Source organism: Pseudarthrobacter sp. KH_020_B (assembly GCF_057840185.1).
On sequence record NZ_CM174506.1, the window covers coordinates 3,594,466 to 3,608,980 of the forward strand.

Annotated in this window: 14 protein-coding genes; 7 read left to right on the top strand and 7 right to left on the bottom strand. The window is 66.3% G+C overall.

The genetic code is table 11. The features are described from left to right. Positions 1 to 398 precede the first annotated feature (398 nt). The 5 genes from AC3IT0_RS16650 to AC3IT0_RS16670 are packed head-to-tail and all read right to left on the bottom strand — an operon-like array spanning position 399 to position 6,009. Positions 399 to 1,499 carry a polyprenyl synthetase family protein gene (locus AC3IT0_RS16650; RefSeq protein ID WP_489320793.1) on the bottom strand — a complete coding sequence of 367 codons (1,101 nt, stop codon included), beginning with the start codon at positions 1,497 to 1,499 and terminating at the stop codon, positions 399 to 401. Next, positions 1,496 to 2,815, bottom strand: coding sequence for a geranylgeranyl reductase family protein (locus AC3IT0_RS16655; protein ID WP_489320794.1), 1,320 nt, complete (start codon positions 2,813 to 2,815; stop codon positions 1,496 to 1,498). Before AC3IT0_RS16655 ends, AC3IT0_RS16650 begins: the two co-directional genes overlap by 4 nt. Before the next feature lie 3 nt (positions 2,816 to 2,818). Beyond that, positions 2,819 to 3,595: a demethylmenaquinone methyltransferase gene (locus AC3IT0_RS16660; protein ID WP_489323829.1), complete on the bottom strand. Its 777-nt coding sequence runs from the start codon at positions 3,593 to 3,595 to the stop codon at positions 2,819 to 2,821. A 12-nt stretch (positions 3,596 to 3,607) separates the two neighbouring features. Continuing rightward, positions 3,608 to 4,624 carry an L-idonate 5-dehydrogenase gene (locus AC3IT0_RS16665; protein ID WP_489320795.1) on the bottom strand — a complete coding sequence of 339 codons (1,017 nt, stop codon included), beginning with the start codon at positions 4,622 to 4,624 and terminating at the stop codon, positions 3,608 to 3,610. Next, positions 4,621 to 6,009 carry an MFS transporter gene (locus AC3IT0_RS16670; protein WP_489320796.1) on the bottom strand — a complete coding sequence of 463 codons (1,389 nt, stop codon included), beginning with the start codon at positions 6,007 to 6,009 and terminating at the stop codon, positions 4,621 to 4,623. The genes AC3IT0_RS16665 and AC3IT0_RS16670 overlap by 4 nt, the downstream gene beginning before the upstream one ends. Before the next feature lie 188 nt (positions 6,010 to 6,197). Between AC3IT0_RS16670 and AC3IT0_RS16675 the strand changes: the two genes are divergently transcribed. From AC3IT0_RS16675 to AC3IT0_RS16695, 5 genes are all read left to right on the top strand, one after another. Beyond that, positions 6,198 to 6,911 (top strand): GntR family transcriptional regulator, encoded by a 714-nt coding sequence (locus AC3IT0_RS16675; protein ID WP_489320797.1) that lies wholly within the window; start codon positions 6,198 to 6,200, stop codon positions 6,909 to 6,911. 27 nt (positions 6,912 to 6,938) lie between these two features. Beyond that, on the top strand, positions 6,939 to 8,282 hold the full coding sequence (locus AC3IT0_RS16680; RefSeq protein ID WP_489320798.1) for an isochorismate synthase: 1,344 nt from the start codon (positions 6,939 to 6,941) through the stop codon (positions 8,280 to 8,282). 247 nt (positions 8,283 to 8,529) lie between these two features. After that, entirely contained in the window at positions 8,530 to 9,330 is an 801-nt protein-coding gene (locus AC3IT0_RS16685) for an ABC transporter substrate-binding protein (RefSeq protein ID WP_489320799.1), read from the top strand. Between the two features lie 113 nt (positions 9,331 to 9,443). Continuing rightward, positions 9,444 to 10,235 carry an amino acid ABC transporter permease gene (locus AC3IT0_RS16690; RefSeq protein ID WP_489320800.1) on the top strand — a complete coding sequence of 264 codons (792 nt, stop codon included), beginning with the start codon at positions 9,444 to 9,446 and terminating at the stop codon, positions 10,233 to 10,235. 11 nt (positions 10,236 to 10,246) lie between these two features. Further along, on the top strand, positions 10,247 to 11,050 hold the full coding sequence (locus tag AC3IT0_RS16695) for an amino acid ABC transporter ATP-binding protein (protein WP_489320801.1): 804 nt from the start codon (positions 10,247 to 10,249) through the stop codon (positions 11,048 to 11,050). Between the two features lie 73 nt (positions 11,051 to 11,123). Here the strand turns inward: AC3IT0_RS16695 and AC3IT0_RS16700 are convergent, their stop codons facing one another. Then, positions 11,124 to 11,675 carry a YceI family protein gene (locus AC3IT0_RS16700; protein ID WP_489320802.1) on the bottom strand — a complete coding sequence of 184 codons (552 nt, stop codon included), beginning with the start codon at positions 11,673 to 11,675 and terminating at the stop codon, positions 11,124 to 11,126. Positions 11,676 to 11,825: 150 nt separating this feature from the next. Between AC3IT0_RS16700 and AC3IT0_RS16705 the strand changes: the two genes are divergently transcribed. Further along, positions 11,826 to 12,290, top strand: coding sequence for a MarR family winged helix-turn-helix transcriptional regulator (locus tag AC3IT0_RS16705; protein WP_489320803.1), 465 nt, complete (start codon positions 11,826 to 11,828; stop codon positions 12,288 to 12,290). On the opposite strand, the gene menD is transcribed toward AC3IT0_RS16705, so the two are convergent. Further along, complete coding sequence (gene menD, locus AC3IT0_RS16710; protein ID WP_489320804.1) at positions 12,287 to 13,981, bottom strand: 2-succinyl-5-enolpyruvyl-6-hydroxy-3-cyclohexene-1-carboxylic-acid synthase; 1,695 nt, start codon at positions 13,979 to 13,981, stop codon at positions 12,287 to 12,289. The two genes, AC3IT0_RS16705 and menD, sit on opposite strands and share 4 nt — an antisense overlap. A gap of 127 nt (positions 13,982 to 14,108) precedes the next feature. Here menD and AC3IT0_RS16715 point away from each other — a divergent pair, with 127 nt between their 5' ends. Next, the gene (locus tag AC3IT0_RS16715; protein WP_489320394.1) at positions 14,109 to 14,513 is read left to right on the top strand and encodes a hypothetical protein; all 405 of its coding nucleotides are present in this window, start codon (positions 14,109 to 14,111) and stop codon (positions 14,511 to 14,513) included. The last annotated feature ends 2 nt before the right edge of the window (positions 14,514 to 14,515 follow it).

Sequence of the window (14,515 nt, forward strand, 5' to 3'; positions counted from 1 at the left end):
GAAGGGCAGACCCCAACTGCGCCATGTGGACAACGTGGCCGTCCCGGGGCACTTCGACACGGACACGCCGTCTCTGCAGCCCGGAAGGCACCTCGGATGCCTCAATGTGCCCCACGAAGGAGATGGAGCAGGACGGAATGCTTGTGACACGCGCAGTAACAGCCGGCTTGCATTCTGTGACAAACCTGTCATAGACTGTTCGCGGATCCGCTAAACGCCTCCGGCGGGTCTGATGCGAACGGAGATATAGCCCCGGTTCGACGCAACGTGTGACTCGTATCGTTGCTGAGAACCGGGGCTATTGCATTTAAGCAGGCCCACCATTCATCGATTGCTCCGTAAGCGCCGTTTTGATGGCTCAAAAGGGCACTTACGGAGCAATCGATGGAGTAAGAGAATCAGCTGGCGCGGTCCACCACAGCCAGGGCGAAGTTGGACAGCGAGGACTTCACAACGCCCTCGGGAAGCGGCGCCAGCGCGGCAATGGCTTCGTCGGCCCAGCGGCGTGCAACCACCCAGGACTCGGCGGTAACGGGGTGCTCGCGCAGCCCGGCGACAGCGGCGGCCAGCGCCGAATCAGAGGTCAGGTCCCCGTCAATGAGCTTCAAAAGTTCGACGGCGGACTCGTCACCGGCCGCAGCATCGCGCCGCAGGAACAGCACAGGCAGCGTGGGCACACCCTCGCGGAGGTCCGTGCCCGGTGACTTGCCGGACTTCACCTTGACGCCCGTGACATCAATGACGTCGTCGGCGAGCTGGAAGGCCACGCCCACCTTCTCGCCGTACTCCACCAGAAGGTCCTCGTAGGCCTCGTCGGCACCGGCGAAGATGGCACCGAGCTGGCCGGAGGCGGCCACCAGGGAACCGGTCTTGTCCGCGATAACGGACAGGTAGTGCTCCACCGGGTCCTCGTCCGGCCGAGGGCCCACCGTTTCGTGCAGCTGGCCCAGGCACAGCCGCTCGAACGTCCGGGCCTGGATGCCGAGGGCACGGGATCCCAGCTCGGACACCAGGATGGACGCGCGGGCAAAGATGAGGTCGCCGGTGAGGACAGCCACGGAGTTTCCCCAGACCTCGTGGGCCGTGGGGGCGCCGCGGCGGAACGGGGCGGAGTCCATGACGTCGTCGTGATAGAGCGTTGCCAGGTGGGTCAGTTCCACCACCACGGCCGCCTGCACCACGGCAGGCAGTGAGGCGTCGCCGAGGTGGGCGCACAGCAGCGTCAGCAGGGGACGGATGCGCTTTCCGCCGGCTTCCACGAGGTGACGCGACGTTGCATCAGCCAGCGGATCGGAATTGGCGATGGCCTCGCGGAGTTTCTTCTCCACACGGGCCAGGTTGGTGGTGATGGCGGGGCCCAGCTCGGCGTCCTCCGCGATGGCCGCGAAGCCGGCGGGCAGCTGCAGGCCCGTGGCAATTGCGGTGGTATTGAGGCTGGGTTCGGAGTCCGGCAGGCCGTGCCCGGCGTGCGTCCAGCTGTGGTCGGCGGAGTTAGTCACTGGTTAACCCTAACTTTTTGTTGCGGATACCGCTGGTTCGATGCCGGTGGGGTGTTGGAGGTGGCCGGAACCAGCGATTCCAGGACGCGGATGACCCGGTCCTCGAAGCCCTTCGCGGCCGGGTCCGTCAGGTTTGCGAGCAGCCGCACCACAAAGCGCATCAGCACGGGAATGGGCATCCCGGTCCGTAGCGCAAGCTTCATCACGGCGGGCTTTCCGATCAGCGCGGCAAAGGCCCGGCCCAGCGTGAAATGCGATCCCCACTGGCCCCGCACATGGTCCGCGTACCCCGCGAGGTGCGCGTCGGCGTCGTGCGTTCCGGAAAAAGTGGACGCGTCAAGGATGAACTCCGCCGCGAACCGAGCCGACTCCATCGCGTAGGAGATGCCCTCGCCGTTGAACGGGGACACCATGCCGCCGGCGTCGCCCAGGAGCAGGAGGCCGGGCGAGTAGTGCGGGGTGCGGTTGAAGCCCATCGGCAGGGCGGCGCCGCGGATTTCGCCCACCTGGTTGTCAGGGGTGAAGCCCCATTCGGCGGGCATGGCGGCGGTCCATTCGCGCAGGACCTGCTTGTAGTCGAGCTTGCCGAATTCCCTGGACGAGTTCAGGATGCCAAGGCCCACGTTGGACGTGCCGTCACCGACGCCGAACACCCAGCCGTAGCCGGGGAGCAGTTTTCCGTCGCGGCCGGGGAGCTCCAGCCAGCCTTCCATCCAGTCGTCATCGTGCCGGGGCGACGTGAAATAGGTGCGGACGGCGACGCCGAGGGGGCGGTCGTCGCGCTTGTGGATCCCCAGCGACACGGCGGTTCGCGTGGAGTTGCCGTCTGCAGCAAGTACGACGTCGGCACTGAAGTCGCGTGACTCCCCCGTCTTGCGTCCGGACTCGTCCAGGAGCGCTGCGCGGACACCGGTCACGCGGCCGTCTTCAGACCGCAGGGCTTCGGTGACGCCGTGCCGCTCGAGGATTTCGGCGCCGGCGGCCTGGGCATGGCGGGCCAGTTCCTCGTCGAAGCCCAGCCTGGTGCGGATGAGGCCGTACTGCGGGAAGTCCGAGACCTCGGGCCAGGGCAGCTCGATGGTGCGTCCGCCGGCGATGAGGCGGAGGCCCTTGTTCCGGCGCCAGCCGTCCGCTTCAGGGTGCGGCAGGCCAAGCTTCTGGATTTCGCGCACTGCCCGCGGGGTGAGGCCGTCGCCGCAGACTTTCTCGCGCGGGAAGCTGGTTTTCTCCAGGACGGTCACGCTGATGCCGGCCTTGGCAAGGTAATACGCGGCGGTGGAACCGGCTGGCCCCGCGCCGACAATCAGAACATTCACAGGTCAGCGCTGGATGTTTCGGCGGAGTTTGGCCACGGGGCCCTTGTGCGCGGCGATGGATTCCGCCGCGCCGGACGGTGTTGACTCAAGCGGCTTGGTGGCCCGGTGCACAGCCACGATCCCGCCGGTCAGGTTGCGGTACGTGACCTTTTCCCAGCCGGATTCCTGCAGCCAGGCGGCCAGGTGGTCCTGGTCCGGCCAGGCGCGGATGGACTCGGCGAGGTAGACGTAGGCGTCCGGATTGGAGGCCACCTTCACGGCGATGGCCGGCAGGGCACGCATGAGGTATTCCGTATACATGGTGCGCCACAGCGGAACCACGGGCTGGGAGAACTCGGCGATGACCACCTTGCCGCCGGGCTTGGTGACGCGGAGCATCTCGGCCAGCGCCTTCTTGGGCTCATTCACGTTGCGCAGCCCGAACGAGATTGTGGTGGCGTCGAAGCTGTTGTCCGCGAACGGCAGGTTGGTGGCGTCGCCGGCAACGAAGTTGATGTCCGGGCGGCGGCGCTTGCCCACCTTGAGCATGCCGAGAGAGAAATCGCAGGCGATGACATCTATGCCTGCATCGGCATATGGCTCGCTGGAGGTGCCGGTTCCCGCGGCTAGGTCCAGCACCCGCTGGCCCCGCTTCATGTCCATGGCGTCCACCACGATCCTGCGCCAGCGGCGGGTTTGCCCCATGGAGAGGACATCGTTGACGACGTCGTACTTAGGTGCGACGTCGTCAAACATCGTGGCTACTTCGTCCGGACGCTTTTCCAAGGATGCTCGGTTCACCATGCAATTGTCTCAGACAAACTTGAGAAGGACTTTCGACGAGCCTGTCCCCCGGTCCGAAGCCACGGCAAACGCCTCGGCCACGTCACCGGCGTCGAACGTGTGCGTCAGCAGCGGCTCAACGTCCAGCCCGTCCGCCAGGTACGCGAGGGCGTCATCCAGCTCGTCCGCGAAACGGAAGGTTCCGCGGTAATCAATCTCCCGGAAGACGAGTGCGGCGAGCTCGGCCGTCACGGGCCCGGCCGGCAGGTTGCCCACCTGGACCACGGTGCCCCCGCGGCGCACGGCCGCGAGGACACCGCCCAGGGCGCGGGCAGCGCCGGAGGCCTCGAACGCAACATCCACCTCGGGAAGCTGCGCGCCGGAACCCACCAGCACGACGTCGTCGGCTCCCATCCGTTTGGCGATCGCCAGCGAAGTCTCGGAGAGATCACTGGCGACCACGCTGGCCGCACCGGCGCGCCGGGCGGCGGCCACCAGCAGCGCGCCGATGGGCCCGGCGCCGTTGACCAGAACGTCCTTGCCGGCGATGCTGCCGGCCCGGCCGACGGCGTGGATGGCCACCGCGAGCGGTTCGGCGACGGCGGCCTGGCGGGTGGTGACGCCGTCGGGCAGGCGGCGGAGCTGGCCCGCCGGGACTGCCTTGCGGGAGGCGAACGCGCCGTCCGTGTGGGGCCGGTGCGCGGCGCTGCCGTAGTAGGTGACCTGCGGGCAGAGGTTGGTGCGGCCGGCGAGGCAGTCGGTGCATTCGCCGCAGTACACGGCCGGGTGGACGGTCACAGCGTCGCCCACCGCGAAGCCCTCAACGCCGTCACCTAGAAGGGAGATCCGGCCGGCCACCTCGTGGCCCAGCACCATGGGATCGGCCAGGAGGCTCAACCCGGAGGCGCCGTGGGCGACGTAGTGCAGGTCCGAGCCGCAGATCCCGCCGTATTCGACGTCGACAATCACCGAGCCGGCCGGGCAGGCCGGATCCGGACGGTCCTCGAGACGCAGGTCCCCGGCGGAATGGACAACTACGGCTTTCAAACTGCGTCCTCCACGAGGGTCAGGTCGCGTCCCTTGGTTTCGGGGGCGAGGAAGGTGGCCACAAAGGCGATGGCGGAGTAGAGGACCATCATTCCGGCGACCGGCCACCAGGAGTTGGTGAACAGTGCCAGCAGGCCGGCGGCGATGATGGGAGCCAGGCCGCCGGAGAGCACGCCGCCGATTTCCTTGGCCATGGCCAGCTGCGTGTAGCGGTTGCGGGAGCCGAAGAGTTCGTTCACGTAAGCGGACTGGACCGAGAACATACCCAGCACGGAGACGGACAGGCCGATGATCAGGGCCAGCGAAACCAGGAACGGGTCGCGGGACTGCATCATGAGCAGGGCCGGGATGGCGAAGAGCATCTGGAAGCCGGACAGGGCGCGGTACATGGTGCGGCGGCCGAACTTGTCCGAGAGCCAGCCGGCCAGCGGAACCGTGGCGAAGCCAATGAACGAGCCGATGAGCAGCGCGAAGGTGCCCACGCTCTTGTTCATGCTCAGGCCTGTGACGATGTAGCCGATGAGGAACGTCTGGATCATGGCCGAGTTGCCGGATTCGCCGATCCGCAGGGCCATGGCCAGGAAGAACGCCTTGCCCTTGCGCTTGGTTTTGGTGGCCAGCGCGACGGACCCTTCGGCGGACGGCACGACGGCGGTGCCGGACTCAGCGGCGAAGGCGGCGGCAGCAGCGGCGTCGGCGATTTCCTGCTCGCGGACGGCCTCGAAAACCGGGCTTTCCTTCAGGTTGCGGCGCATCCATAGGGCGTACAGGGTGATGCCGATGCTGGCGATGAACGGCAGGCGCCAGCCCCAGCTCATGAGCGCTTCTTCGGGCAGGAGCGTCAGCAGGACCCAGAGGCCGGAGGCCAGCAGTGTGCCGGAGTTCGTGCCGAGGCAGACGAAGGAGGCGATCAGGCCGCGCTTCTTGGGCGGGGCATATTCGGCCAGCATGACCGAGGCGCCGGAGAGTTCAGCGCCGGCGCCGAAGCCCTGGGCGAGGCGGAGGAGCACCAGGATGACCGGCGCGGCGAGGCCGATCTGGGCATAACCGGGGAGGAAACCGATCAGCATCGTGGAGATGCCCATCATCATGATGGTGATGACCAGGACCTTCTTGCGGCCCACGCGGTCACCCATGCGGCCGAAGAACCAGGCACCAACCGGGCGGGCCAGGAAGCCCACGCCGTAGGTCATGAAGGCGATCAGCAGGCCCACTACTGGGTCGAAGTTGGGGAAGAAGATTTTGGGGAAGATGATGGCGGCGGCCAGCGAATAAAGCTGGAAGTCCATATATTCCATGGCAGTTCCGAGCCAGCCGGATACTGCAGTTCTGATCAGGTCTTTGGATGAGCGCTGGGTGGCGCCTACCTGGATTGTTGCCGTCATGAACCCCTCTGTTCTACGGGTCTGGCCGGATGCACAGCTTCAATGATGCGGCATGGCCAGGCTTCTCTTCTTGTCCCTTCATTGGGACATCGACTGCCATTCAAGCACTGCCATACCAGTGTGTCAAGAGGTGACGCGGACCACGGGCTGACGGTGCCCAGTCAACGCGGCACAGCTACTGTGGAATCATGGCCGCCCCAGACACCACCCCGCGCATCTCCGCCCGGATGATGGCGTATGCGCAGATCCGTGAGCGCATCATCTCCGGTGAGGACGCGCCCGGAACCCTCCTTTCCGAGAACGAGCTCGCGCATCACCTGGGCACCAGCCGCCAGCCCATCCGAGAAGCCCTGATGCTCATCGCGCAGGAAGGGCTCGTGGAGATCCGCCCGCAGAGCGGCACCTACGTGACCTACCTCGACCCGGACATCGTGGCGCAGGCCCAGTTCATCCGCGAGGCCATCGAGGTTGCGTCGCTGGCTGACTGCGCCCGCAACATCACCCCTGAAGACGCAGCCGCTCTGCACGCACTCCTGGACCGGCAGGACGCCTGCACCACGCGGGAGGAGTTCTACCCGCTGGACGAGGACTTCCACCGGACGCTGCTGGCGATCGCCGGCCACGAAACAGCCTGGGCCACGGTTTCCAACGCCAAGGGCCACTTGGACCGCGCCCGTTACCTGGGGCTCAGCGGCTACCGCGGCATCATGGAGTACGCCGCCGACCACCGCCGCGTCCTTGACGCCATCCTCGCCGGCGACCTTTCCGCCGCGGAGGACTGCCTGCGCAGCCACCTGCGCTTTGTCCTGGATGACGTCGCGAGCATGCGGGCCGCCCGGCCGGACCTGTTCTCCGCCCCTGCCGGGCCGGAGCGACGCACGGGGCGGCCGGCCCGGGTCTGACACGCGCGGGAGTAGTGTTGTCTCATCATGACGAGCACGTTCCGCACCCTCACAGTCCCCCTGGATGGCAACGCATCTGCCGGCGGACTGCCGCAGTTCCTGGTCCGGGACGACGTCCTCTGCTGGACCCGCCGCGAAGCCGGCCTGGTGGGGTTCGGCCAGATCGCCCGCTTCACGGCCACCGGCCCCGAGCGCTTCCTTGAAGCGGACATCTGGTGGCGTCACCTGGTCCTCGAAGCGGACATCACCGACACCGTGGAGCTGCCCGGCACAGGCCCGGTGGCTTTCGGCTCCTTCGCGTTTTCCAAGAAGTCCGCCCACGCATCGCGCCTGATCGTGCCGGAGATTGTGGTGGGCGTCCGGGATGGCCGGTACTGGCTCACCCAGTTGACGTTCGACGACGGCGAACTCACCGAAGCGGGCGCCCTCGCCGCCCTGGCCGGCTGGCTGAGCGGTGGCAGCACCTCCGGTGACGTCCCCGCCGAGCCGGGCGGCGCCGTCGTACGTCCTTTGCCTTCCGCCGACGGGGCCAGCCTGCACACCGGTTCACTCAGCGAGGAGGACTGGATGGCCGCCGTCGCCGCGGGCGTGGCCGAGATCCGGACCGGTGCGCTGGAGAAACTGGTGCTGGCCCGGGACATTGTGGCCACGGTACCGTCGGGCGTGAACGCCGCGCAGGTGTTGCGCGAGCTGGCCGTGCGGTACCGCGAATGCTGGACGTATGGCGTGGACGGGCTGGTGGGCGCCACCCCGGAGATGCTGATCCAGGTGGAGGGCCGCACAGCCCAGGCGCGCGTGCTGGCCGGGACGCTGGACCGCCGCGATGCGCACGGCGAGGCCGGGATTCCCATGGACTATGCCGAGCGCGTGCTGGCCGGGTCCGAGAAGCAGCGGCATGAACACGAGATCGCGATCCAGTCGCTGACGTCGCAGCTGGCACCGTTTTCCGAGGCCATGAACGCGCACGACGAGCCCTTCATCCTGGAGCTGCCCAACGTGTGGCACCTGGCGTCTGACGTCAAGGCGGAGCTCGCCGAGGTGGAGGGCCATGTACCCACGTGCCTGGCGCTGATCAACGCGCTGCACCCCACGGCCGCGGTCTGCGGCACGCCCACGCTGGTGGCGGGCGCCCTGATCCGCAAGCTGGAACACCTGGACCGCGGCCCGTATGCCGGGCCGGTGGGCTGGCTGGACGCCGCCGGTAATGGCGAGTGGGGCATCGCGCTGCGTGGCGCCGTGATCGAAGACCCACATACTGTACGGTTATATGCCGGTTGCGGCATAGTTGATGGCTCCCAGCCGGAGGCCGAGCTGGCGGAGACGTGGGCGAAGTTCCGGCCGATGCTGGAGTCGCTGGGGATTTCCAACTAGGGTCACCATCCCTACCCAACTGACTGGCAATTAACGTCGCGAAACCGTGTTTTCACGACACTGTCTGCGAGCTAGATTGGTGGTGTGTCCGGAATTCCAGACACAGGCCGCCTTATGGGGCTTGATTTAGGCTGTGATTTAGTTATCCAATAGTGAAACTAAGTTTCATGTGATGCACATCTCTCATTCGGCGATACACTATGAACCGATTTAGTACCGCATACCCCTGCAACAAAAGGTAAAGAACATGCAGCTCAAGTCCCTGGCCCAGGCCAAGATCGCCGCCAAGGCAGCCGCAATCCTGGCCGCCGGCGCGCTCACCCTCACCGCCTGCGGCGGCAGCACCACCCCGGCTGCGACCGAGGGCGGCATCCAGCTCATCAACGCCGGCAAGCTGACCGTATGCTCCGACGTCCCCTACGAGCCCTTCGAATTCCAGAAGGACGGCCAGATCGTTGGCTTCGACATCGACATCGCCAATGAAGTAGCCAAGGACCTCGGCGCCGAACTGAGCATCGTGGACAGCTCCTTCGAGGCCATCGAGACAGGAACCGCCCTCACCGGCTGCGACCTCTCCATCTCCTCGATTTCCATCACGGATGTCCGCAAGTCGGTTATGGACTTCTCCAACCCGTACATGGACGATGACCTAACCCTCGTGGCCACCACGGCGTCCGGGATCACGGACATCAACAGCGCCAAGGGCAAGAAGGTGGGTGTCCAGCAGGCCACCACCGGCGCCAAGTACGCAGCGGAAAACGGCATCGACGCCCAGCAGTTCGAGGACAGTGGCCTCCTGGTCCAGGCTCTCCAGGCCGGCACCGTCGACGCCGCCCTGGGCAACCAGTCAATCCTGGCCTACGCCATCAAGGATGACCCCAAGTTCGAGCGTGTGGATGACTACGCCACGGGCGAGAAGCTGGGCATCTCCATCAAGAAGGGCAACACCGCCATGGCCGAGAAGGTCAACGGAACGCTGAAGCGCCTGACCGACGACGGCAGCCTGAAGAAGTTCGAAACCACCTGGTTCGGCGAGACCGCCAAGTAGCCGGCACTCCGGACTGACCTTCACAGCCCTGAGAACCACGCCGCTGGGGCCCCGGACGGACTGCGCTGCAGCCCGTCCGGGGCCTCAGCCACGCAAATGAATGTGAGCACCCCATGGCAATGACCGCACGTCAACGGGCCAAAGTGAGCCTGTATGTCCAGATCGGCATCTTCGTTGTGGCCGTGGCCGCGCTGGTCCTGGCCACCGACTGGAAGACCGTCGGCAACAGTGTCTTCAACTTCGGCAAGATCGGCCCGATGTTCCCGGACATCTTCCTGGTGGGCCTCAAGAACACCCTGATCTACACGTTCCTCGGCTTCGTCGTGGGCCTCTCCGGCGGGCTGCTGCTGGCCCTGATGAAGCTCTCCAGCTTCCCGCTGTACCGCTGGATCGCCACGGGCTACATCGAATTCTTCCGCGGTGTACCGGCGCTGCTGGTGTTCATCGCCTTCGGCTACGGTGTCCCGCTGGCGTTTGGCGTCCAGTGGAACGTCACCCTGATCGTCATGATCTCGCTGGGTATGGTGGCCTCGGCATATATCGCTGAGACCCTCCGTGCCGGCCTGCAGGCTGTGCCCAAGGGCCAGCTCGAAGCCGCGCGTTCGCTGGGCATGCCGCAGTGGCGGGCCATGGTGTCCATCGTCATTCCGCAGGCGTTCAAGATTGTGCTCCCGCCGCTGACCAACGAGGTCATCCTGCTCACCAAGGACTCCTCGCTGATCTACGTCCTGGGCCTCACTGCGTCGCAGTACGAACTCACCAAGTTCGGCCGCGACGGCATCTCCAGCCTGGGCGCAGGCCTGACGCCGCTCCTCGTAGCCGGCGCCTTCTACCTGGTCATCACCATCCCGCTGAGCCTCCTGGCCCGGAAGTTCGAAAGCCGCTCCGCGCGGACCAAGCGATAGGCAGGACAGTCATGAACGACGTCGTAATTCACTCCCGCAATCACAACGGTCCCGTCCATTCCGCAGGGGTCTCCCTCAAGGATCTCCGCAAGTCCTACGGCAGCAACGAGGTCCTCAAAGGCATCAGCCTGAACGTGGCCCCCGGCGAAGTGGTGTGCCTGATCGGCCCATCCGGCTCCGGCAAATCCACCCTCCTGCGCTGCGTCAACCTTCTGGAGCAGCCCAACGAGGGAGCCATCCATGTGGGCGGCTTCGAAGCTACCGACCCCGACGTGGACATCGATAAAATGCGCCGCAAGGTGGGCATGGTGTTCCAGCAGTTCAACCTGTTTCCGCACCTGGACGCCAAGCGGAACTGCACCATCGCGCAGACGAAGGTCCTGAAGCGGTCCCAGGAAGAGGCCGACAAGGTGGCCCAGCACAACCTGGACCGCGTGGGCCTGGGGCACCTGTCCGACCGTTTCCCGGACCAGCTTTCCGGCGGGCAGCAGCAGCGCGTGGCCATCGCCCGTGCCCTCAGCATGGACCCCGAGCTGATGCTCTTTGACGAGCCAACCTCCGCGCTGGACCCCGAGACCGTGGGCGATGTCCTCTCGGTCATGCGGAACCTTGCCAAGGAGGGCATGACCATGCTGGTGGTGACCCATGAGATGGGCTTCGCCCGCGAAGTGGCGGACCGCGTGGTGTTTATGGACGGCGGTGTGGTGGTGGAGGAAGGCGCGGCCGAGCAGGTCATTTCCGCACCCACCCAGGCCCGCACCAAGGAGTTCCTGCGCCGGGTCCTGGACCCGACGCACATCGAGATCGAGGAGTAGGCCGGAGCTCCTGCCCTTCTTTACCGAACTCGGACAGCCGCTGCGTGGACCCACGTGGCGGCTGTTCTTTTTCCTAGCTCCTGTCGGGAGCCGCGGGGACGGCCAACACCTCGAAGCTCAGGTCAAAGTAGCGCCCGGCCCACCCCTTATTCCCCGTGACGCCGAAGGCATAGCGGTCCAGATGGTTGGCCTTAGCCAGCACTACGAAACCGCCGGAATCCTGGGCGGTCCACGACTCCACCCTCACTTCCACAGGCGTAGTCACACCGTGCATGGCCACCGTTCCGAGGAGCACCACACCGCCGTCGTCTCCCCGCACGCCTGTGGAGGAGAACTCGATGTTCGGATAAGTGGCTACATCCAGCAGCCCTTTGCTCCTCACATCCGCGTCGCGCTTCGCACTGTTGGAGCGGAAACTGCCGGCATCAATGGACGCAGTGGCCCTGCTGTCCGCGAGGGACTCCCCGATCTGAAGCCGTCCTGATGCAATGCTGAATTTTGCCCGCACCTTGCCCAGACCGAATAGGTGTCGGCTTCTATAGGTGACGCTGGAGCGTACGGGGTCGATCCTGTACGTTCCGGCAGCGGGGATGGTGCGGACTGCTGTTGCTGACTGGCTGGCCATGGCTCGTCTCCTCCTCTTTCGGCCGGACTCCCCCGTCCCGGTTATTTGCTGATGTATCATCAACTTTGCGCGTGTTATGCTGACATGTCAACAACTTTTTGGCCTGCCTGGCCTGCTGGGCCTTTCATGGCCCGTCTGACAGGAAAAACTTTGCCGAAACGCCGCTGGCTAAATAAGGAAGAGGAGGAAGTGTGGTTCGCCTACATCCTCTTCAGCCGCCAACTGGCGGCGGGCATGGAGCGGCAGCTTGCCGGCACAGGGGTCTCCGGCGCCGACTACCAGATGCTCGCCCCCCTCGCGGAGGCCGGGCCGGAGGGCATGCGCCCGCGGGACCTTGGCCACAGTGCCGGCTGGGACAGGAGCCGGCTGGCCCATCAGTTGCGGCGGATGGAGCAGCGCGGCTTGGTCACCCGGGAGCAGGCTGCCGATGACGGCCGCGGCACGGTGGTTCGGCTAACTGATGCCGGCCGGGCCGCCCTGCGCATGGCATCGCCGGGGCACATCGAATGGGTCCGCGAGAACTTCTTGGAGCTACTGACTCCCGAGGAACGGCGGATGCTCGTGGACGTTTCCGCACGCGTCATGGCCAAACTCGAACCGGGCGACCCGCGCTAGCCGAGGACGCCGGAGACCGCTGCGGAGACGGCGGCCTTGGTGCGGGCGTGCAGGTCGCGCAGGCCCAACCGGTCCGCGCGGACTTCCACAATGGTGCGCCCCTCGATCGGCTGGGCGAGCGCTTCGGCGAGCCCCGCCGTCGTACTCACTGAGCAATGCCCGACGCCGTACGCTGCGGCGAGTGCCGCGATGTCCACGGTGTGGGGGGTGCCGAAGAGTCGCTCGACGGCGTCCGTGTAGCGTCCGGATTCACGCACGGCCCCGTGTTCCAGCAGATCAAAGATGGCCCCGCCGGCGTCGTTCAGTACCACAATCCGCAGGTCCGGCGAAGGTTCGCCGGACCCCAGGAGCAGGCCGCCGGCATCGTGCAGGAAGGTGACGTCACCGAGCAGCAGCGTGGTGTCCTGGCGGCCTCCGAGGGCGATCCCGGTGGCGGTGGAGATGGTGCCGTCGATCCCCGAGAGGCCGCGGTTGGCGTACACCGTTGCCAAGGGCTCGGCGGCGGGCAGACCGGCCAGGTCAACGTCGCGGATGCCGTTGGACGAGCCCAGCATCAACTGGCCGCGGGCGTGGCCCCACACAAGGGCGCCCACGGACGGTCCGGTAGCGGCAGGCTCGGCGGCCAGGACGCCGTCGAGCGCGTGCTGCGCGGCGGCGCCGGCCAGCAGCCACGTATCCAGCCACTCGGACGGGCCGCGGCCGGCGAAATCGGCGAGATCGGCCAGGTTCTCCAGCGGAAGTTCCGTGCGCCGGCCCGGCTGGTACCAGGCCACGGGAACCGGCTGGTACAGCGCGGATGGCACGTCGGTCCGCTCCAGCAACGCAGCAACCGGGCGCGACAGCGTGGGCCGGCCGAACATCACCACCCGTTCGATGGGCAGCGCCGCGGACGGTCCGAAGTGCTCCAGCAGCAGCCGGTACGGGCCCACGGCATTGGGGCCAAACCGGGCATTTGAGGACGGCTCCGCAAGCAGCGGCAGACCGTGGGCGCGGGCAAACGCCTCGGCGACGGGCCCGGCGTCGTGCCCTGCCAGCACCACCGTCCGCCGCTCCTCCAGGCCCAAGGCGGCGGGCGGCAGGTTCATGGTGAGCGGGTCGGTACCGATCCGGAATCTGGGATGCCCGGCCGCCGTCGGAAGCCCCTCCCCCGGCGCGGGAACCAGCGGGTCGCGGAATGCCAGGTTCAGCTGGACGGGCCCCGGAGCAAGCTCGGAAAATGCGCCGGTGGCCGCGGCCAGCGCCGTTTCCACCGCTCGCAGCGGGCTGCTGCCTGCCGGGACGTCGGCGGCGAACCGCACGTGCTCGCCGAACAGGTCCAGCTGGATGGTGGTCTGGTTGGCGCCGGTCCCCTGCAGTTCCTCGGGCCGGTCGGCGGACACCACCACCAGCGGGACGGCCGCGTGGTTGGCCTCCATCACGGCGGGCATAAGATTCCCGACGGCGGTGCCCGACGTGGTGAGGACGGCCGCCGGGGAGCCGGTGGACAGGGCCAGGCCCAGGGCGGTGAACCCGGCGGAACGCTCGTCGATGCGGACCAGCAGGTCCACGCGCCCGGCCACTTCGGCCTCGGCCAGGGCGTAAACCATGGGGGCGGAACGCGATCCGGGCGAGACCACCACGTACTGGACACCGCCGTCGATCAGGGCGTCGACGGCGATCCGCGCGGCGGCGAGGGAGTTCAGGAAAGTCACCGACCCAGTCTATTTCCCGATTCATCCCCCAAACGCTCTCTCACTTTTGGCCCCGAAATGCCAAACGCTCCCTCTCCGTCAAGCTGGTTGTGAGTCATTCATTAACCGTTGATTGAAGGAGCCGGCGATGGCCGTTGATAACAAGGGTTTTACGCGTGAAGAGATCCGTGAGTTCATGCATGAGTACTATTTGCAGCCGCACGGGACGAGGAAGCAGTGGCTTGCCTCGAAGTCCATTTCCGACTGGACGTTCCGCAGGTGGCGCACGATGATGGTCCAGGGCGATATCGACCGGGGCCTGATTCCGCGAGAGCATGGAGGCATGGTCCCTACAAATCGTGAGCTCTCCGCGTTTGAAAAGGCACGCGCGAAGGAAATGGCTGGCCACCGTGCCGAAGTCGAAAAACTCCGGAAGCGGGTCCAGGAGCTGGAGGATACGAATTCCGCGCTGGGAAAAGCTATAGGGCTCTTGCACGAGTTGAGCGCGCCAGAGCCCGATACAACCCCGACGAGCGCTCAGAACGATTCATAGCG

Excerpts from the sequence above, each read along its gene's own strand:
- AC3IT0_RS16695 (WP_489320801.1), top strand. The coding sequence starts at position 10,247 with ATGAACGACGTCGTAATTCACTCCCGCAATCACAACGGTCCCGTCCAT.
- AC3IT0_RS16715 (WP_489320394.1), top strand. The coding sequence starts at position 14,109 with ATGGCCGTTGATAACAAGGGTTTTACGCGTGAAGAGATCCGTGAGTTC.
- AC3IT0_RS16700 (WP_489320802.1), bottom strand. The coding sequence starts at position 11,675 with ATGGCCAGCCAGTCAGCAACAGCAGTCCGCACCATCCCCGCTGCCGGA.
- AC3IT0_RS16685 (WP_489320799.1), top strand. The coding sequence starts at position 8,530 with ATGCAGCTCAAGTCCCTGGCCCAGGCCAAGATCGCCGCCAAGGCAGCC.
- AC3IT0_RS16675 (WP_489320797.1), top strand. The coding sequence starts at position 6,198 with ATGGCCGCCCCAGACACCACCCCGCGCATCTCCGCCCGGATGATGGCG.
- AC3IT0_RS16680 (WP_489320798.1), top strand. The coding sequence starts at position 6,939 with ATGACGAGCACGTTCCGCACCCTCACAGTCCCCCTGGATGGCAACGCA.
- AC3IT0_RS16690 (WP_489320800.1), top strand. The coding sequence starts at position 9,444 with ATGGCAATGACCGCACGTCAACGGGCCAAAGTGAGCCTGTATGTCCAG.
- AC3IT0_RS16670 (WP_489320796.1), bottom strand. The coding sequence starts at position 6,009 with ATGACGGCAACAATCCAGGTAGGCGCCACCCAGCGCTCATCCAAAGAC.